This window comes from Castellaniella hirudinis, from assembly GCF_042651965.1.
GTDB lineage: Bacteria > Pseudomonadota > Gammaproteobacteria > Burkholderiales > Burkholderiaceae_B > Castellaniella > Castellaniella hirudinis.
In genome coordinates, this window is the sequence record NZ_JBHSDY010000009.1 from 37,997 (window position 1) to 57,692 (window position 19,696).

Below are 19,696 nucleotides of genomic sequence, written 5' to 3' on the forward strand. Positions count from 1 at the left end.
ACAGCCGGCCTCAAGCCGGCTCCGCCCACACGGCCGCATCCTCGAACAGCGACAGATCCATGCGCCTGGGCTCGGCCGGAACGAGCGGCGCGAATCCCATGTGATCGAGCACATCGCGCCGGACGTCGAGACCCGGCGCCACCTCGGTCAGCACCAGACCTTCACGGGTCAGTTCGAACACCGCCCGCTCGGTGACGAACAGGGCCTCGTGGCCGCGCCGCAGCGCTTCGGCGCCGGAATAGGTGATCTGCTCGACCCGCTCGACCAGCTTGCGCACGCGGCCTTGCCGGTTCACACGCAGGCCTTCGGGCGTGATGCTCACGTCGCCGCCCTTGGCATCGAAGGTGCCGCAGAACACGACTTTGCGCGCATTCTGGGCAATGTCCATGAACCCGCCCGGCCCCACGGTCAGGCCGCCCAGCCGCGAGACATTGACGTCACCCCGGGCGTCGAGTTCGCCAAATCCCAGGAAAGCGATGTCCAGCCCGCCGCCTGCATAGAAATCAAACTGCGAAGGTCCATCGATCATCGCCGAGGGACTCTGCGCAAAACCGAACAACAGCCCCATCAACAGCGAACCGCCGTAGGTGCCGTGCTCGATGGTCTGGTAGTAACGATCGACCTCGCCCCGCTCGGCGATCAGACGGGCCACCCCCTCGCCAATGCCCACGCCGAAATTCAGAATGGCCCCCTCGCGCAGTTCCTGGTAGGCACGCCGTGCGATCAGGGCGCGCACGGGCGAAGCCTCGGCCGCCAGCGCGCGCGGCGGTCCGGCGCGCTCGCCGGAGATCGTGGGATCGTAGGGCAGGTCGTAGCTCATGCGCTGCTCCGGGTCCACGACCACCACGTCGACGATGGCACCCGGCACCCGGACCGAGCGCGCCGGCAGCGAATTCACATTGACCGCCGTGCGCACCTGGGCGATCACGAGTCCCCCGGAATTGTGCGCCGCCAGCGCCGCCGCGTAGACATCGACATTGGCGGCTTCCTGATCCAGGCTGATATTGCCGTCGGCATCGGCGAACGAACCGCGGATGACGGCCACGTCGATCGGGAACGGCTTGTACCGCAACAGTTCACGTCCGTCGATGGAAACCACCTCGACCAGATCCTCGCCGGCCGAACGGTTCATCTTGCCGCCCTGGTGCCGGGGATCGACGAACGTCCCCAGCCCCACGTGGCTGAAGAGCCCCGGGCGTCCGCCGGCGATCTCACGGTAAAGCTGCATGACGCAGCCGCTCGGCAGGACATAGGCCTCGATCTTTTCATCACGCGCCATTTCCTGCATTTTCGGCGACCAGACCCAGTGGCCGCCGATCACGCGCCGCACCAGCCCCTCGTGGGCGAAATGGTTCATGCCCTCGGTCTTCTTGTCGCCGATCCCCAGCGCGTGCACCACCGTCAGGTCACGGGGATATCCGGTCCCGAGAAACCGCCGGGACACCGCGCGGAAGATGCAGGTCGGCTCCATCAGGCCGCCGCCGCCGCCGATCAGCGCCACGGTGGCGCCGTCACGAATCATGGCCACGGCCTCCTCGGCCGTCCTGAATTTGTTTCGCTTCATGCCCGCACCGTCTGCGCCACATCCGCAGGTCGACGCGGCACCATGAGCTGGTGTTCGCCTTCCTGCACAACTTCGCCCCGCTGGTTCAGCAGGGTGACCTCGACGTGCACGATGCCCATGTGAGGCCGGCTCCTGGGGACCCGCATGTCGGTGATCCGCAGCCGCGCCTGGAGCGTATCGCCGATGCGGATGGGGCGCTTGAACTTCCAGTTCCAGCCCAGTGCGATGCCGTCCTGGAAGAAGGCCGACTGCACCTTCAGACCATCGACCAGCGACAAACCCATCAGCCCATGGGCGATCCGCTGCCCGAACTCGGTGGTTCGCGCATATTCTTCGTCCAGATGCAGGGGCGAAAAATCCCCCGCCACCCCCGCGTAGGCCAGAATGTGGCCCTCGGTGACCGTCACGCGCGGCGTCAGTCGTTCTTCGCCCGGCGTGATCTCGTCATAATATTTTCCCGGCAGCATGATCTTCCTCGAGTGTTGAAAAGGTGCGCGATGCGCTCCGAATGACCGTGCGCCTCAGGGCACCAGCAGAATGCGGCCGATCACGCTCCGGTCGCCCAACAGATGATGGGCCTGCGCAGCCTGCGACAGGGGCAGCTTGCGCCAGACCGTCGGCACGATGCCGTGCTCGTGCATGAAGCCCAGCACCTCGACAAGCTCTTCACGATCCGCGCTCTGGACGCCCTTGATCTCCCATTCCTTCAGGATCAACAGGCCCAGATTGATGTTCACGGGCGTCCCGTGCAGTTCCCCGATGACGGCGCAACGCCCGCCCGGCGCCAGGCTGCGCATGGCCCCATCGAAGGTCGGCGAACCGATCAGTTCGACGACCAGATCCACGCCCCGACCGCCCGTCAGGCGCCGGACCTCTTCGCCAAAGGCGCCGTCAGGACTGACGACGACCTCGTCGGCGCCTGCGGCGCGCAAGGCGTCCACCTTGCCCTGGCTGCCGGTGATGGCGATGCTGCGCGCGCCCAGCGCGCGCACGATCTGGATGGCGGCCAGCCCCAGGCCCCCGCTTGCGCCGGTGATCACCACCCATTGTCCGGCGCGGATCCGGCCGACGTGCCGGATGGCCTTGTACGGCGGCGCGAACACGCACGCGCCGAAGCACGCATGTTCGAACGGCATGCCTTCGGGCAGCTTGACCAGGTTGCCCTGGCGCAGGCAGGCATACTGGGCGTAACCGCCGTCGCGCGTCTGCCCGATGTCGCCCTGCGTCTGCCGGCACAGGGAAGGACGCCCGCGCCGGCAATCCTCGCATTCGCCGCACGCCTGGAAATTGAAGGAGGCCACCCGGTCGCCGGGCGCGAAATCCCGGACGCCTTCACCCACGGCGGACACCGTCCCCGCCAATTCATGGCCCATGATCCGGGGCGGTTTGACGCGCGAACGCATGCCCTTGCGCAGGATCAGATCCAGATGGCAGACCCCGCAGCAGCAGATCTCGACCAGGACCTCGCCGGGCCCCGGCTCGGGCCGGATGACATCCGCGTATTCCAGGACCTCCGGTTCGCCGAATGCACGCAGCACCACGGCCTTCATCATTGCCTGTTCCATCATGTTCCCTTTGTTCCGATTTCGCCGAAGCGCCGGCGCACCGCCCTTATTTATGCAGAATCTGCCCCAGAAACTCGCGCAGGCGCTCGTGCCGGGGATTGGAAAAGAACGTGTCCGGCGGCGCCTGTTCCACGATCCGGCCGCCATCCATGAAAATCACCCGATCCGCGACACTGCGGGCAAAGCCCATTTCATGCGTCACGCACAGCATGGTCATGCCGTCCTGGGCCAGACCGATCATGGTGTCGAGCACTTCCTTGACCATCTCCGGGTCCAGCGCCGAAGTCGGCTCGTCGAACAGCATGATCCGGGGCGTCATGCACAAAGCCCGCGCGATCGCCACGCGCTGCTGCTGCCCGCCCGACAACTGGGCGGGATACTTGTCGGCCTGATCCGGGATGCGCACCCGCTCGAGATACTTCAGCGCCAGTTCCCGCGCCCGGTCCCGAGTCACCTTGCGCACCTTCATCGGGGCGAGCATGCAGTTCTCGAGCACGGTCATGTGGGGGAACAGGTTGAACTGCTGAAAGACCATGCCCACTTCGGCGCGCACTGCCTGGATGTTGCCGGCATGGCCCCCCAGGTCGATCCCGTCGACCATGATGCTGCCCTGCTGGTACTGCTCCAGGCTGTTGAGGCAGCGGATCAGCGTCGATTTGCCGGAGCCGGACGGGCCGCAGATGACGATGCGCTCGCCCTTGGCGACCTCCAGATCGATATCACGCAGGACCTGAAATTCCCCATACCACTTCTGCACTCCCCGCATCGACACGATGCTCCCGGAAGCCCCGGCCGTCTCCAGGGGAGCCGGGGTGCTGCGCTCAGTTGCTTGCCGATCGGACACTGGAACCTCGCTTATCGGGTCACGATGACCGGCAGCGGCGCATCGCCTTCTCCGGTATCGGGCATGTCCGCAGGCAGATCCTTGCCGATCCACTGCTTGTAGAGCGCCGGGAGTTCGCCGTCGGCCAGCTTGCGGCTGATCAGGTCATTGAGGTAATCCACCCATTCCCGCTCGCCGGGACGCACGGCCACGCCGTCGTAGACCCGGGAAAGCACCAGACGGGACTCGTACTTGCCCGCCCCGGCGACCTGCGCCAGGTTGCCCACCTGGGTCACGGCGGCGCCAATGGCGTCGACCTGGCCCGAGACCAGCGCCTGCACCGTCGAGGCGTCATCGTCGAAACGCATCAGTTTGGCGTCCGGCACTTTGGCGTCGGTCAGGGCTTTGTCCTGAGGGGTTCCCCGGGGCACGCCGATCCGCATGCCTTTCAGGTCTTCCCAGCCTTTCATCTGCGGTCCCGCCTTGGCGATCACGACGTTCTCGTTGACCGCGTAGGGCCGCGAGAACAGCACGACCTTCTGCCGATCCGGGAAGATCCCCATCACCGCCGCCAGCATGTCGACCTGTCCGGTCAGCAGCGCGGCCGTCCGGTTGGCCGGAGTCACCGGCACGATCTGCGGCTGGACGCCAAGGTCCTTGGCCACCATGCGGACGAACTCGACCTCGAAGCCGGTGAGCTTGCCCTGGCCGTCGGTAAAGCCCCAGGGCACCTGCGCGACCTGGACGCCGGCCTTGAGCACGCCGGACGCTTTCACTGCAGCGACACTCTGGGCCTGGGCGGCCGGCGCCAGCACCGACCCGAGGGCCAGCGTGGCGGCGGCGCTCAGCAAGAGCCGGCGCATGCGGCCGGCGGGATGAAGCGAGGCGGATGTTTTCATCATGATGTCTCCTGTGGAGGAAGGCGGTCCGCAGACCGCAATGAAAGGATGCTCTGCCGTACCGTCAGGCGGCCGCGGCATACCGGCGTTCGAGCCGTGCCGCATACCGGGACAGGGGAAAGCAGATCAGGAAATAGCCCAGGGCGGCAAAACCGTAGGCCCACAAGGGCTTGTAGGTCGCACTGGAAACGAGTTGTGCGGAGCGGGACAGCTCCACAAAACCAATGATGGCGGCCAGCGAGGTCCCCTTGATCAACTGCACCAGGAAACCGATGGTCGGGGCAAAGGACATGCGCAGCGCCTGCGGCAGCACCACGTAGCGCATCCGATGCACATAGCTCAGCCCCAGCGCGCTGGCCGCCTCGCTCTGGCCGCGCGGCACCGCCTGGACGCCGCCGCGCCAGATCTCGCCCAGAAAGGCAGCGGCGTGCAGGGTCAGGCCCACGGCTGCCGCCACCCATACGTTCACATGGAAGCCGAAAACCGGCAGGCCGTAAAAAACCAGGAACAACTGCAGCAGCATCGGCGTGCCCTGGAAAAAGTCGATGAATCCCGCCGCCGGGACGCGCAGCCAGCGCATCGGCGCCGTGCGCGCCAGGGCCACCAGCAGGCCGAATATCCCGCCGCCGGTGAAGGCAATGACGGACAGGACGAGCGTGGCCTGGGCGCCGGCCAGGATCATCCAGATTTCATTGATCGTGAATTCGCGCACCATGGCCTGGTCTCACTTGGTCGGATAGGAAAAACAGGCGCGGTCGATCGCCTTGAACAGCGTCGAGAACAGCAGCGACATGCACAGGTACAGCAGGGTCGCGACGATGTAGACCTCGAAGCTGCGGAATGTCGTCGAATCGATGCTCTGGGCCACAGAGGTGAGCTCCTCGGCCGAGATCGAAGACACGATGCTGGTCGTCAGCAGCAGCAGGACGAACTGCCCCGAAAGCGCCGGAAAGATCACGCGGAAGGCAGGCTTGAGGATGATGTACCGGAACGTCTGCAAGGGAGACAGCCCCAGCGCCGCCCCTGCCTCGAACTGGCCGCGCGGGATGGCCTCGATCCCGCCGCGCACGATCTCGGCGGAAAAAGCGCCCAGGTTCAGGCTGAGCGCCACGACGGCCGCCGTCCAGGGTGACAGGCTGACGCCGAGCTGGGGCAAGCCGAAGAAGATGAACAGGACCTGCACCAGAAAAGGCGTATTGCGGATGATCTCGATATAACTCACGCCCACGACTTGCAGAAAACCGAAGCGGCTGCGACGCGCCAGAATCGTCAGCATCCCCAGACTCAGTCCAAGCACGGTCGACAAGGCCGTGAGCGCCAGCGTCAGCAGGCAGCCTTGCAGGAAAATTTCCCAGTACGGCAGCAGCGCGGCGAAGTTGAAGGTGTAGGTCATGCGGGTCTCAACCTTTGATCGTGAGACCAGTATATCAATCCACGGAAAGCCTTTCCATTTTAGAAATGCTTTTATATACTAGGATTTTCCCTTAATAGAACTAAGTTCTAAAACATGAATGATCGCCATTCACCGGCTTGACTCATCCAGAGGTTTCGGGAGAATTCCAGTATGGAACAACTTTCCAATACAATGAGACCCCCTCCTCGACGCACCCGCTGCGCGCTCCCCACAAGGTCTGATCATGAGTAGCAATCTACCCCGAGGGCTGTTCATCCTGGAATTGCTCACCCGCAATCCGGGCGGTCTGCCTCTGCATGTCATCGCCACCGAGCTGCAACTCCCGCGCAGCACGACGCACCGGATACTCGCCGAGCTGGTGAGCACCGGCTACGTGCGGCAGCAGGACGGGGATTTCAGCCCCTACCGGCTGACCCTGAAGGTCGCTACCCTGGGCATGCAGTTTCTCTCGGCCACCGGCGTCGTCGAACTGGTCCAGCCGGTGCTCGACAAGCTGGCCGCTGCCAGCGGGGAACTCGCGCGCATGAGCCTCGTCGAGAACGATCGCCTGATCTGGGTCGCCAAGGCGCAAGGCGCCCAGGGGGGGCTGCGCTACGACGCGTTGTCGGACCCGGGCGAGGATGTGCGCCTGTTCTGCAGCTCCAACGGCCAGGCCTGGCTCTCGACGTTGACCGACCAGAAAGCGCTCGAAATCGTTTCCCGGCAGGGTTTCGGCGAGCCGGGACAGTACGGACCCAACGCCCCCCGCACCATCGAGGCCTTCCTTGACTGCCTGCGCCTCGCCCGCGAGAGGCGCTACGCCATCGTCCATGAAACCTATGAGATCGGCCTGGCAGCCATCGCAGCGCCCGTCCTCAACTCGAGCGCCGAAACGGCCATCGGCGCCGTCAGCATCGCCGGCCCCGCGGCCCGGATGAGGCACGCCGAGCACCTGGTCCCCCTGATCCTGGACGCCGCCCGCGAACTGTCCGAACTCAGTCCCGGCATCCTCGCCTGCGGTCGATAAACCGCATTCAGACAAAAAAGCCCCCCACGCTACACTCGCTTCGCTCGCTTGCTGCCCCCGAGGGGGCGCTTTTTGCCTTGGGGCGGCCCGGCGGCAAAAAAAAAAACGGGACGCCTCCGAAGAAGCGTCCCGCTGATCAGAACTTCAGAAGACGAAGTCCTTATTCCTCGCTCGAACCCTCGCCGTCGGCCGCGCCGGCGGCGTCCGGATCCGCTTCGTCCGAGCCCACGTGGGCCATTTCCGACGGTTCCCCGAACGGATTTGCCAGCTCGCGGGCGGCAGCGCGCTCGGCGGCCTCGAAGATTTCCTTGTCGTGGCGGGCGATGTGGTAAGACATGCCCGTGCCGGCCGGGATCAGACGGCCCACGATGACGTTTTCCTTCAGGCCGCGCAGCTCGTCGCGCTTGCCCATGATGGCAGCCTCGGTCAGCACGCGGGTGGTTTCCTGGAAGGACGCCGCCGAGATGAACGAATCCGTCGACAGGGACGCCTTGGTGATGCCCAGCAGCACGTTGTCGTACGTGGCCGGGATCTTGCCTTCGGCATCCATGCGGTCGTTTTCGTTCAGCAGTTCGGAGCGCTCGACCTGCTCACCGGTGATGAAGCTGGTGTCGCCGGAGTTGCTGATGTTCACGCGACGCAGCATCTGGCGCACGATCACTTCGATGTGCTTGTCGTTGATCTTCACGCCCTGCAGACGGTAGACGTCCTGGACCTCGTTGACGATGTAGGAGGCCAGCGGCTCGATGCCCTGCAGGCGCAGGATATCGTGCGGGTCGGCCGGACCGTCGACGATCAGTTCGCCCTTGTTGACCACCTGGCCGTCGTGCACCAGCACCTGCTTTTCCTTGGAAATCAGGAACTCGTGGCTGACGCCGTCCATGTCGGTGATGACCAGGCGCTGCTTGCCCTTGGTGTCCTTGCCGAAGGAGACCGTGCCGGTGACTTCGGCCAGCATGCCGGCGTCCTTGGGCGAACGGGCTTCGAACAGCTCGGCCACGCGCGGCAGACCGCCGGTAATGTCGCGGGTCTTCTGGGATTCCTGCGGAATCCGGGCGAGGAAGTCGCCCACGCCCACGGCCTGGCCGTCGCGCACGGTGATCAGCGCGCCCACGGGCAGCGAGATCGCCACCGCGTGATCGGTGCCGGCCACCTTGATTTCCTGGCCCTGCTCGTCGAGCAGCAGGATCTGCGGGCGGGCGGCGGCGCCCTTGGTGCCGCGCGTCTTGGGCGTGATCACGACCAGCGTGGACAGGCCGGTGATCTCGTCGACCTGACGGGCCACCGTGACGCCTTCTTCGATGTTGGCGAAGCGGATCGTGCCGGCGTATTCGGACACGATGGGGCGCGTCAGCGGATCCCAGGTGGCCAGCTTGGTGCCGGCCTTGACCACGTCACTGTCGCCCACGGCGATGGTGGCGCCGTACGGCACCTTGTGGCGTTCGCGTTCGCGGCGGTTGTCGTCATAAATGACGATTTCACCGGAGCGGGACACGGCGATGCGGTCGCCCTTGGCGTTGGTCAGGTAGCGCAGGCCGATGGCGAAGCCCACCGAACCGGCGGACTTGGTTTCGATCGAGCTGGCCATGGCCGAACGCGAGGCGGCGCCCCCGATGTGGAAGGTCCGCATCGTGAGCTGCGTGCCGGGTTCGCCGATGGACTGGGCGGCGATGACGCCGACGGCCTCGCCCTTGCTGACCAGGTAGCCCCGGCCCAGGTCGCGGCCATAGCAGTGCGCGCACAGACCATGGCGGGTTTCGCAGGTGAGCGGGGTGCGGATCTTGACTTCGTCCACGCCCACTTCGTCGATCAGTTCGACCAGGCCTTCGTCCAGCAGGGTGCCGGCCGGGATCACGGTTTCCTGGGTGTCGGGATTGACGACGTCCAGCGCCGCCACACGGCCCAGCACGCGGTCGCGCAGCGGTTCGATGACTTCACCGCCTTCGACCAGGGCCTTCATCACGTAGCCGTGGGTGGTGCCGCAATCGTCTTCGGTGATCACCAGATCCTGGGTCACGTCCACCAGACGGCGGGTCAGGTAACCCGAGTTGGCGGTCTTCAGGGCGGTGTCGGCCAGGCCTTTACGCGCGCCGTGCGTCGAGATGAAGTACTGCAGCACGTTCAGGCCTTCACGGAAGTTCGCCGTGATGGGGGTTTCGATGATGGAGCCGTCCGGCTTGGCCATCAGGCCGCGCATCCCCGCCAACTGGCGGATCTGGGCGGCGGAACCCCGGGCGCCGGAGTCGGCCATCATGTAGATGGAGTTGAACGATTCCTGGCGGGCTTCCTTGCCGTGACGGTCGATGACCGGCTCGGTGGAGAGCTGTTCCATCATGGCCTTGCCGACGCGGTCGCCGGCCTTGCCCCAGATGTCCACCACGTTGTTGTAGCGCTCTTGGGACGTGACCAGACCGGAGGAATACTGCTTGTCGATTTCCTTGACCTCTTTGGAGGCCTGGGCCAGGATTTCGTTCTTGACGTCGGGCACGACCATGTCGCCCATGGCGATCGAGACGCCGCCGCGCGTGGCCAGGCGGAAGCCCGACTGCATCAGCTTGTCGGCGAAGATCACCGTGGCGCGCAGGCCGCAGCGACGGTACGACATATTGATCAGGCGCGAGATTTCCTTCTTCTTCAGCGCCTTGTTCAGCACCGAGAAGGGCAGGCCCTGGGGCAGGATCTCGGACAGCAGCGCGCGGCCCACGGTGGTCTCGAAACGGCCGATGACAGGCTTCCAGCCGCCGTCCTCGTCCTTGACGTATTCCGGCAGGCGGGTCGTGATGCGCGTCTGCAGCTCGACCTCGTGGTTGTCGTAGGCGCGCTGGACCTCGGCCAGGTCGGCCAGGAACATGCCTTCGCCCTTGCCGTTGACGCGCTCACGCGTGGCGTAGTACAGGCCCAGCACGATGTCCTGGGACGGCACGATGGCGGGTTCGCCGTTGGCCGGGAACAGGACGTTGTTGGAGGCCAGCATCAGGGTGCGGGCTTCCAACTGGGCTTCCAGCGACAGGGGCACGTGCACGGCCATCTGGTCGCCGTCGAAGTCGGCGTTGAAGGCCGCGCAGACCAGCGGGTGCAGCTGGATGGCCTTGCCTTCGATCAGTTGCGGTTCGAAGGCCTGGATGCCCAGGCGGTGCAGCGTCGGCGCGCGGTTGAGCATCACCGGGTGTTCGCGGATGACTTCTTCCAGGATGTCCCAGACCACCGGTTCCTGGCTCTCGACCAGCTTCTTGGCCGCCTTGATGGTGGTCGCCAGACCCATCATTTCCAGACGGTTGAAGATGAAGGGCTTGAACAGTTCCAGCGCCATCAGCTTGGGCAGGCCGCACTGGTGCAGGCGCAGTTGCGGACCCACCACGATCACGGAACGGCCGGAGTAGTCGACGCGCTTGCCCAGCAGGTTCTGACGGAAGCGGCCGCTCTTGCCCTTGATCATGTCGGCCAGGGACTTGAGCTGGCGCTTGTTGGCGCCGGTCATGGCCTTGCCGCGACGGCCGTTGTCCAGCAACGAATCGACGGCTTCCTGCAGCATGCGTTTTTCGTTGCGCAGGATGATGTCCGGAGCCTTCAGTTCCAGCAGGCGCTTCAGGCGGTTGTTGCGGTTGATGACGCGGCGGTACAGGTCGTTCAGGTCGGACGTGGCAAAGCGCCCGCCGTCCAGCGGCACCAGCGGACGCAGGTCCGGCGGCAGCACCGGCAGCACTTCCATGATCATCCAGTCGGGCTTGATGCCGGACTTCTGGAAGCCTTCCAGGACCTTCAGGCGCTTGGAGATCTTCTTGATCTTGGCATCGGAACCGGTGGCCTTGAGTTCGGCCCGCAGCTTTTCGACTTCGGAATCGATGTCGATGTTGCGCAGCAGTTCACGCACGGCCTCGGCGCCCATCAGGGCGTGGAAGTCGTCGCCGTATTCCTCGGTCTTGGCCAGGTAGTCGTCGTCGGACATGATCTGGCCGCGCTTGAGCGGCGTCATGCCCGGTTCGATCACGCACCAGGCTTCAAAGTACAGCACGCGCTCGATGTCGCGCAGCGTCATGTCCAGCACCATGCCCAGACGGGAGGGCAGGGACTTCAGGAACCAGATGTGCGCGACCGGGCTGGCCAGTTCGATGTGGCCCATGCGCTCGCGGCGCACCTTGGCGACGGTGACTTCGACGCCGCACTTCTCGCAGATCACGCCACGGTGCTTCAGGCGCTTGTACTTGCCGCACAAGCACTCGTAGTCCTTGATCGGGCCGAAGATCTTGGCGCAGAACAGGCCGTCGCGTTCGGGCTTGAAGGTGCGATAGTTGATGGTCTCGGGCTTGCGGACTTCGCCGAAGGACCACGAACGGATCTTTTCCGGCGATGCGATGCCGATCTTGATGGCATCGAATTGCTCGTCCTGGGAGACTTGCTTGAAGAGATCGAGTAGCGCTTTCATTATTTACGCTCCAGATCCATGTCCAGGGACAGGGATCGAATTTCCTTGACCAGCACGTTGAACGATTCGGGCATGCCCGCGTCGATCACGTGATCACCCTTGACGATGTTCTCGTAGACCTTGGTCCGGCCGGTGATGTCGTCGGACTTCACCGTCAGCATTTCCTGCAGGGTGTAGGAGGCGCCGTAGGCTTCCAGAGCCCAGACTTCCATTTCCCCGAAACGCTGGCCGCCGAACTGGGCCTTGCCGCCCAGCGGCTGCTGGGTCACCAGGGAGTACGGACCGGTGGAACGGGCGTGCATCTTGTCGTCCACCAGGTGGTGCAGCTTCAGGAAGTGCATGTAGCCCACGGTCACGGGACGCTCGAACTGCTCGCCGGTGCGGCCGTCGGTCAGCCAGGCCTGGGTGCGGCCGCTGGTGAGCTTCAGGCGCTCGGCGACTTCATCCGGGTAGGCGATTTCCAGCATGCGGGTGATGTCTTCCTCGGCCGCGCCGTCGAACACCGGCGTGGCCAGGGGCACGCCACGGCGCAGGTTGTTCGCCATCGTCAGCACTTCGTCGTCGGTGAGCTGATCCAGCTTCACCGAACCGCCGCACGAGTTGTAGATGGTGTCCAGCGTCTTGCGCACGGCCTTGACCTGGGTGCCGCGTTCTTCGTCGAGCATGTCGGCGACACGCTGGCCCAGGCCCTTGGCGGCCCAGCCCAGGTGGACTTCCAGCACCTGGCCGATGTTCATCCGCGAAGGCACGCCCAGCGGGTTCAACACGATGTCCACGGGGGTGCCGTCGGCCATGTGCGGCATGTCTTCGACCGGGGTGATGCGCGAGACCACGCCCTTGTTGCCGTGGCGGCCGGCCATCTTGTCGCCCGGCTGCAGACGACGCTTGACGGCCAGGTAGACCTTGATCATCTTCAGCACGCCCGGGGGCAGCTCGTCGCCCTGCGTGAGCTTCTTGCGCTTTTCCTCGAAGGCCAGATCGAACTGGTGGCGCTTCTGCTCCAGCGCGTCCTTGACCTGTTCCAGGGTGACGGCGGCTTCTTCGTCGGCCAGGCGGATGTCGAACCACTGCCAGCGGTCCAGGTCATCCAGGTACTCGGCCGCCAGGTCGGTGTTCTTGACCAGCTTGCGCGGGCCGCCGTTGGCGGTCTTGCCGATCAGGTTCTTGCGCAGACGGTCGAACGCGTCGTTCTCGACGATGCGCAACTGGTCGTTCAGGTCCTGGCGGTAGCGGCGCAGCTCATCGTCGATGATGGACTGGGCGCGCTTGTCGCGCTCGATGCCTTCGCGGGTGAAGACCTGCACGTCGATGACGGTGCCGACCATGCCGGAGGGCACGCGCAGCGAGGTGTCCTTCACGTCGGAGGCTTTTTCACCGAAGATCGCGCGCAGCAGCTTTTCTTCCGGCGTCAGCTGGGTTTCGCCCTTGGGCGTGACCTTGCCGACCAGCACGTCGTCGGCGCGCACTTCGGCGCCGATGTGCACGATCCCGGAGTCATCCAGACGGTTGAGCTGGATTTCGGCCAGGTTGGAGATGTCGCGCGTGATTTCCTCGGGTCCGAGCTTGGTGTCGCGGGCGACCACGGTCAGCTCTTCGATGTGGATCGACGTGTAGCGGTCGTCGGCGACGACGCGCTCGGAGATCAGCACCGAGTCCTCGAAGTTGTAGCCGTTCCAGGGCATGAACGCGATCAGCATGTTCTGCCCCAGGGCCAGTTCGCCCAGGTCGCTGGAAGCGCCGTCGGCCAGCACGTCGCCGCGCGCCACCAGATCACCGCGCGACACGATGGGCCGCTGGTTGATGTTGGTGTTCTGGTTGGAACGGGTGTACTTCTTCAGGTTGTAGATGTCCACGCCGACTTCGCCGGCGACGTTTTCATCATCGTTCACACGGATCACGACACGCTCGGCGTCGATGAAGTCCACGATCCCGCCCCGCACGGCCTGCACGGTCGTACCCGAGTCCACCGCCACGGTGCGCTCGACGCCGGTGCCGACCAGCGGCTTTTCGGGCCGCAGGCAGGGCACGGCCTGGCGCTGCATGTTGGCGCCCATCAGCGCCCGGTTGGCGTCGTCGTGTTCCAGGAAGGGAATCAGCGAAGCGGCGACCGACACGATCTGCGACGGGGCCACGTCCATGTAGTGCACGTTGGCCGGCGCGGTCAGCATGGTTTCACCGGCCTCGCGGCAGGCGACCAGGTCATCGGAAAAACGGCCTTCTTCGTCCAGCACCGCGTTGGCCTGGGCGATGACGTACTTGCTTTCTTCGATGGCCGACAGGTATTCGATCTGGTCGGAGACCTTGCCGTCGATGATCTTGCGGTAGGGCGTTTCCAGGAAGCCGTACTCGTTCAGGCGCGCATACAGCGCCAGCGAGTTGATCAGGCCGATGTTCGGGCCTTCCGGCGTTTCGATCGGGCAGACGCGGCCGTAGTGGGTCGGATGCACGTCGCGGACTTCGAAGCCGGCGCGCTCGCGCGTCAGACCGCCCGGTCCCAGGGCGGAGACACGCCGCTTGTGCGTGATTTCCGACAGCGGGTTGGTCTGGTCCATGAACTGGGACAACTGGCTGGAACCGAAGAATTCCTTGATCGCGGCCGAGATCGGCTTGGAATTGATCAAGTCGTGCGGCATCAGGTTTTCGGTTTCGGCCTGGCCCAGGCGTTCCTTGACGGCGCGCTCGACGCGCACCAGGCCGGCGCGGAACTGGTTCTCGGCCAGTTCGCCCACGCAGCGCACGCGGCGGTTGCCCAGGTGATCGATGTCGTCGATCTGGCCACGGCCGTTGCGCAGTTCCACCAGCAGCTTGATGGTGTCGAGGATGTCCTCGTCGGTCAGGGTCAGCGGGCCGGTGTTGCCGGCGTCGCGGCCCAGGCGGCTGTTGACCTTCATCCGGCCGACGCGCGACAGGTCGTAGGTTTCTTCGGAGTAGAACAGGCGCTGGAACAGGGCCTCGACGGCTTCCTCGGTGGGCGGCTCGCCGGGGCGCATCATGCGGTAGATCGCCACGCGCGCGGCCATCTGGTCGGCGGTGTCGTCGGTGCGCAGGGTCTGCGAGATGTAGGCGCCTTCGTTCAGCTCGTTGATGTAGAGCGTCTCGATGTCGCGGATGCCGGCTGCGCGGAATTCCGCCAGCAGGGATTCGGTGATCTCGTCGTTGGCCTGGGCCAGGACTTCGCCGGTATCCGGGCTGACGACGTTCTTGGCCAGGACGCGGCCCAGCAGGAAGTCCTCGGGCACCGAGATGTGGTCGACCTTGGCGGCGGTCAGGTCGCGCAGGTGCTTGGCATTGATACGCTTGTCTTTTTCGACGATGACATTGCCCTTCTTGTCGGCGATGTCAAAGCGGGCGACTTCGCCCTTCCAGCGCTCGGGCACGAATTCGAGCATGCCGCCTTCCTGGTGGAGGGCGATGTGGTCGAAGCTGGAGAAATAGGCCAGGATGGCTTCCGGGGTCATGCCCAGCGCCTTCAGCAGGATCGTCACGGCCATCTTGCGGCGACGGTCGATGCGGAAGAACAGGATGTCCTTGGGGTCGAACTCGAAGTCCAGCCACGAACCGCGGTAGGGAATCACGCGCGCGGAGAACAGCAGCTTGCCCGAGCTGTGGGTCTTGCCGCGGTCATGCTCGAAGAACACGCCGGGCGAACGGTGCAGCTGGGACACGATGACACGTTCCGTGCCATTGATGACGAAAGAACCGGTGTCCGTCATGAGCGGAATTTCGCCCATGTAGACTTCCTGCTCCTTGACTTCCTTGACGGTGGGCTTGCTGACCTCGCGGTCCATCAGCACCAGGCGCACCTTGGCGCGCAGCGGCGACGCGAAGGTCAGGCCACGCTGCTGACATTCCTTGACGTCAAACACCGGGGTGCCCAGCACGTAGCTGACAAACTCCAAACGCGCCATCTGATTGTGGCTGACGATTGGAAATATCGAATTGAAGGCCGCCTGCAGTCCTTCTTCCTTGCGTTTGGACGCGGTGACGTCGGATTGCAGGAAGGTTTTGAAAGATTGCAGTTGCGTCGCCAGCAGGTAAGGAACGTCCTGGACGTCCTCGCGCTTGGCGAAGCTTTTGCGTATGCGCTTCTTTTCGGTGTACGAATAAGGCATGAGCACTCCGACTCGAGGGTTGCTTAGGCCGTCAACCACGGCCAGGGTTTACGACTCCGGAAAACCCGGCTCGGTCTGATGCGGCGAGGCATCGAACACGGGTTTTCTGGAAACGCAAAAGCCCGGGAGGCTTTGGAAAGCGTCGAACGGGCCTGAAACAGGGGTTCGTCGCTTCCCCGGGCTTCCCGGGCGCGGCAGTAAGGTCTTACTTGAGTTCGACCTTGGCGCCGGCTTCTTCCAGCTTCTTCTTGGCGTCTTCGGCGGTCGCCTTGTCCGCGCCTTCCTTGACGGGCTTCGGAGCGCCGTCGACCAGGTCCTTGGCTTCCTTCAGACCCAGGCCGGTGATTTCGCGCACGGCCTTGATGACGTTGACCTTGTTGGCGCCGACTTCGGCCAGGACGACCGTGAACTCGGTCTGCTCTTCAGCAGCGGCGGCAGCGCCGCCGGCGGCCGGGGCAGCAGCCACGGCGACAGCGGCCGCAGCAGCGGACACGCCGAACTTGTCTTCCATTTCCTTGATCAGCTCGGACAGTTCGAGCACGCTCATGGCGGCGATCGCGTCCAGGATTTCAGCTTTAGTTGCCATTTTTAGAACTCCAAATTAATTGAATAAGCCAGGTTTGGTTGTCGCTTCCAACAACGAAGGGATGCCGGCAAGCCGCTTAAGCAGCTTGCTTCTGATCGCGGACGGCCGCCAGGCCGCGCACGAACTTCGTGGGCACTTCGTTGAGCGTACGCACAAACTGAGCGATGGGCGCCTGCATGGTGCCCAGCAGCTTCGACAGCAATTCGTCGCGGGACGGCATGGTGGCCAGGGCCTTGACGCCATCCTGGTTCAGCAGGCTGTTGGGCAGAGCCCCGCCTGTGATGACCAGCTTGTCATTGCTTTTCGCGAAATCGGCCAGCACTTTGGCGGCCGCCACCGGATCGGCGCTGATCCCATAGATCAACGGACCGGTGAGCTGAGCGGACAGACCCTCGAAGGGGGTGCCGGCCAGCGCGCGGCGCACCAGCGTGTTTTTCAACACGCGCAGGTACACGCCCGATTCACGCGCAGTCTTGCGCAATACGGTTACGGAGGCGACGTCCAGACCACGGTACTCAGCGACGATGATCGATTGGGCGCGACCGACTTCGGCCGAGACTTCCTCGATGACCACCGCCTTTTCTTGGCGATTGAGACTCATGGTTGAACACTCCATCTAACGACGCCGGGGAAACCCCCGGCATCAACCGAATGCGGCGCGCCTGGTCGAGTTCATGAATGAATTCTTCCTGGGCGCCGTCTACGCTGGATCCGGTGAGACAACCCGGGATTAAGCGTCACGCCAGGTGGCGTTCGGCTCCAGCGGTCTTTGACAGCGGCGCCCGATCCAGGATCGGGCACAGCCCAAAGTTCTGTTGGCCGGCCGCCTCAGGCGGTCAGCGATGCCAATTCGACACGTGCACCGCCACCCATGGTGGAGGACACGGCGACCTTGCGCAGGTAGATACCCTTGGCCGCCGCGGGGCGGGCCTTGTTCAGGGCATCGATCAGCGCAGCCAGGTTGGTCTGCAGCTTTTCGACGTCGAAGGACGCGCGACCGATGGTGGCGTGGATGATCCCCGCCTTGTCGGTGCGATACTGCACCTGACCTGCCTTGGCGTTCTTGACGGCGGTGACGACGTCGGGGGTCACGGTGCCGACCTTGGGGTTCGGCATCAGGCCACGGGGGCCCAGGACCTGGCCCAGGGCGCCGACGACACGCATCGTGTCGGGCGAGGCGATGACCACGTCGAAGTCGATGTTGCCGGCCTTGATGCTGGCGGCCAGATCGTCCAGACCGACGATGTCGGCGCCGGCGGCCTTGGCGGCATCAGCCTTTTCGCCCTGGGCGAAGACGGCGACACGCACGCTCTTGCCGGTACCGGCGGGCAGCACCACGGAGCCGCGGACCAGTTGGTCGGACTTCTTGGGGTCGATGCCCAGTTGCACGGCGACGTCGATGGACTCATCGAACTTGGCCGTGGCGGTTTCCTTGACCAGCGTGATGGCTTCGGCCACGGGATACAGCTTGGTGCGATCGATCTTGGCCGCAATGGCGGCAACGCGTTTGCTCAGCTTAGCCATGATCAGACGACTCCTTCCACGTCGATGCCCATGCTGCGGGCGCTACCGGCGATGGTACGCACGGCGGCGTCCAGGTCGGCGGCCGTCAGGTCAGGCTGCTTGGTCTTGGCGATTTCTTCGGCCTGGGCGCGCGTCAGCGTGCCGACCTTGGCCGAGTTCGGGGTTGCGGAGCCCTTTTGGACGCCGGAGGCCTTCTTGATCAGGATCGTGGCCGGCGGAGTCTTCATGATGAACGTGAAGCTCTTGTCGGCGAAAGCGGTGATCACCACGGGGATCGGCAGACCGGGTTCCAGACCCTGGGTCTTGGCGTTGAACGCCTTGCAGAATTCCATGATGTTCAGACCGCGCTGACCCAGCGCCGGACCGATCGGGGGGGAGGGGTTGGCCTTACCAGCTGGCACTTGCAGCTTGATGAAGCCGACGATTTTCTTCGCCATGCGATGCTCCTGTCGGGTACATGCGCCGATACCTGATGGGATCGGCTCCCCGGGTGGTTAATAACGCCCCCACGCTGCACCTTCGGTTTGCTGCCCCCCAAGGGGGCCGCGTTTTACCTAAGGGCGGCCTGGCGGTAAAACTATCAGACCTTTTCGACCTGACCGAAATCCAGTTCGACCGGGGTGGCGCGACCAAAGATCGTGACCGACACGCGGACCTTGCTTTTTTCGTAGTTGACTTCTTCGACGTTGCCGTTGAAGTCTGCAAACGGACCTTCCTTGACGCGGACGGTTTCGCCGATCTCGAAGAGGACCTTGGGACGCGGCTTTTCGACGCCTTCTTCCATCTGGGAAAGGATCTTTTCGACTTCCTTTTCGGAGATGGGCGCAGGGCGGTTGCCGGAGCCGCCGAGGAATCCCGTGACGCGGTTGGTGCTTTTCACCAGGTGCCAGGTTTCATCGGTGAGGTCCATTTCGACCAGGACGTAGCCCGGGAAAATACGACGCTCGGAAATCGACTTGCGGCCGTCCTTGATTTCGACGACTTCTTCGGAAGGCACGAGAATGCGGCCGAAGGCGTCCTGCAGCCCGGCGCGCTCGATGCGTTCGACCAGGGCCTTATGGACGCTTTTTTCCATGCCCGAATAGACATGGACGACGTACCAGCGCTTGCTCATGCGGTTTTTGTTCCTTAGTTCCAGCCCAGCAGCAGGCCATAAATGACCCAGCCCAGCAGCTTGTCGGCGATCCACAGCAGAGCGCCCATGGCCAGCACGAAGGCGAACACGATCGCGGTCATCCGCGTGGTTTCCTGGCGCGTAGGCCAGACGACGCGGCGCGTCTCGTTGTAGGCTTCGCGACCGAAGGCGAAAGTACGCCGGCCGGTGTCGCTGAACCAGACGATGAGTGCGGCCAGGATCAAGCCTGCCACGAAGGCGCCTACGCGCACATAGCCCGGCTGATTCACAAGGGCCGAATACGCCACGATACCCGCAACGATCACAAGCACGGCCAGGCCGAGCTTGATGCGTTCGGCGGCGCGGCTGACGGTTTCTACGTTCTGGTGAGACATATACGGGTGTTCGACGCCGCTGCTGCGGCAATGAGATCGGTGGCAGGGGCAGAAGGAATCGAACCCTCAACCTTCGGTTTTGGAGACCGACGCTCTGCCAATTGAGCTATACCCCTAAACCTCGAAAAACGGTGGCGCTGCCGCACCCCCGTTTTTTGAAAACATCGGTGGGCGGCCTGACCAGCCCACCATTGTACTACAGAATTACTTGATGATTTTGGCGACGACGCCGGCGCCCACGGTACGACCGCCTTCGCGGATGGCGAAGCGC

At 64.2% G+C, this 19,696-nt stretch carries 17 protein-coding genes and 1 tRNA gene; 1 reads left to right on the forward strand and 17 read right to left on the reverse strand.

What is annotated here, in order from left to right:
* Nucleotides 1-10: 10 nt before the first annotated feature.
* From ACFO0J_RS13545 to ACFO0J_RS13575, 7 genes are all read right to left on the reverse strand, one after another.
* Nucleotides 11-1,564, reverse strand: a complete 1,554-nt coding sequence (locus tag ACFO0J_RS13545) for an acyl CoA:acetate/3-ketoacid CoA transferase (RefSeq protein WP_376813625.1) — start codon at nt 1,562-1,564, stop codon at nt 11-13.
* Complete coding sequence (locus ACFO0J_RS13550) at nt 1,561-2,031, reverse strand: MaoC family dehydratase (protein WP_376813626.1); 471 nt, start codon at nt 2,029-2,031, stop codon at nt 1,561-1,563. The genes ACFO0J_RS13545 and ACFO0J_RS13550 overlap by 4 nt, the downstream gene beginning before the upstream one ends.
* Nucleotides 2,032-2,085: 54 nt before the next feature.
* Nucleotides 2,086-3,132: an alcohol dehydrogenase catalytic domain-containing protein gene (locus ACFO0J_RS13555; RefSeq protein WP_376813627.1), complete on the reverse strand. Its 1,047-nt coding sequence runs from the start codon at nt 3,130-3,132 to the stop codon at nt 2,086-2,088.
* 43 nt (nt 3,133-3,175) lie between these two features.
* Nucleotides 3,176-3,895 (reverse strand): amino acid ABC transporter ATP-binding protein, encoded by a 720-nt coding sequence (locus tag ACFO0J_RS13560; protein WP_376813628.1) that lies wholly within the window; start codon nt 3,893-3,895, stop codon nt 3,176-3,178.
* Nucleotides 3,896-3,984: 89 nt separating this feature from the next.
* On the reverse strand, nt 3,985-4,854 hold the full coding sequence (locus ACFO0J_RS13565; protein ID WP_376813629.1) for a transporter substrate-binding domain-containing protein: 870 nt from the start codon (nt 4,852-4,854) through the stop codon (nt 3,985-3,987).
* A 61-nt stretch (nt 4,855-4,915) separates the two neighbouring features.
* A complete protein-coding gene (locus tag ACFO0J_RS13570; protein WP_376813641.1) occupies nt 4,916-5,563 on the reverse strand; it encodes an amino acid ABC transporter permease in 648 nt (215 codons plus the stop codon).
* A gap of 12 nt (nt 5,564-5,575) precedes the next feature.
* Complete coding sequence (locus ACFO0J_RS13575; protein ID WP_376813630.1) at nt 5,576-6,244, reverse strand: amino acid ABC transporter permease; 669 nt, start codon at nt 6,242-6,244, stop codon at nt 5,576-5,578.
* A 244-nt stretch (nt 6,245-6,488) separates the two neighbouring features.
* On the opposite strand from ACFO0J_RS13575, the gene ACFO0J_RS13580 reads away from it, so the two are divergent.
* A complete protein-coding gene (locus tag ACFO0J_RS13580; RefSeq protein WP_376813631.1) occupies nt 6,489-7,271 on the forward strand; it encodes an IclR family transcriptional regulator in 783 nt (260 codons plus the stop codon).
* A 160-nt stretch (nt 7,272-7,431) separates the two neighbouring features.
* Here the strand turns inward: ACFO0J_RS13580 and rpoC are convergent, their stop codons facing one another.
* From rpoC to ACFO0J_RS13630, 10 genes are all read right to left on the reverse strand, one after another.
* A complete protein-coding gene (gene rpoC, locus ACFO0J_RS13585; RefSeq protein ID WP_376813632.1) occupies nt 7,432-11,694 on the reverse strand; it encodes a DNA-directed RNA polymerase subunit beta' in 4,263 nt (1,420 codons plus the stop codon).
* The gene (rpoB, locus tag ACFO0J_RS13590; protein ID WP_376813633.1) at nt 11,694-15,806 is read right to left on the reverse strand and encodes a DNA-directed RNA polymerase subunit beta; all 4,113 of its coding nucleotides are present in this window, start codon (nt 15,804-15,806) and stop codon (nt 11,694-11,696) included. The genes rpoC and rpoB overlap by 1 nt, the downstream gene beginning before the upstream one ends.
* Nucleotides 15,807-16,011: 205 nt before the next feature.
* Nucleotides 16,012-16,392: a 50S ribosomal protein L7/L12 gene (rplL, locus tag ACFO0J_RS13595; protein ID WP_376813634.1), complete on the reverse strand. Its 381-nt coding sequence runs from the start codon at nt 16,390-16,392 to the stop codon at nt 16,012-16,014.
* Between the two features lie 76 nt (nt 16,393-16,468).
* Entirely contained in the window at nt 16,469-16,993 is a 525-nt protein-coding gene (rplJ, locus tag ACFO0J_RS13600) for a 50S ribosomal protein L10 (RefSeq protein ID WP_376813635.1), read from the reverse strand.
* 227 nt (nt 16,994-17,220) lie between these two features.
* The gene (rplA, locus tag ACFO0J_RS13605) at nt 17,221-17,916 is read right to left on the reverse strand and encodes a 50S ribosomal protein L1 (protein WP_376813636.1); all 696 of its coding nucleotides are present in this window, start codon (nt 17,914-17,916) and stop codon (nt 17,221-17,223) included.
* Nucleotides 17,917-17,918: 2 nt separating this feature from the next.
* Nucleotides 17,919-18,353: a 50S ribosomal protein L11 gene (gene rplK, locus ACFO0J_RS13610; protein WP_376813637.1), complete on the reverse strand. Its 435-nt coding sequence runs from the start codon at nt 18,351-18,353 to the stop codon at nt 17,919-17,921.
* A 143-nt stretch (nt 18,354-18,496) separates the two neighbouring features.
* A complete protein-coding gene (gene nusG, locus ACFO0J_RS13615) occupies nt 18,497-19,030 on the reverse strand; it encodes a transcription termination/antitermination protein NusG (protein ID WP_376813638.1) in 534 nt (177 codons plus the stop codon).
* Between the two features lie 14 nt (nt 19,031-19,044).
* A complete protein-coding gene (gene secE, locus ACFO0J_RS13620; protein ID WP_376813639.1) occupies nt 19,045-19,425 on the reverse strand; it encodes a preprotein translocase subunit SecE in 381 nt (126 codons plus the stop codon).
* Between the two features lie 40 nt (nt 19,426-19,465).
* A tRNA-Trp gene (locus ACFO0J_RS13625) sits at nt 19,466-19,541 on the reverse strand.
* Between the two features lie 88 nt (nt 19,542-19,629).
* Nucleotides 19,630-19,696: EF-Tu C-terminal domain-related protein (locus tag ACFO0J_RS13630; protein ID WP_080265453.1), on the reverse strand; the 67-nt coding region annotated here is incomplete at its 5' end.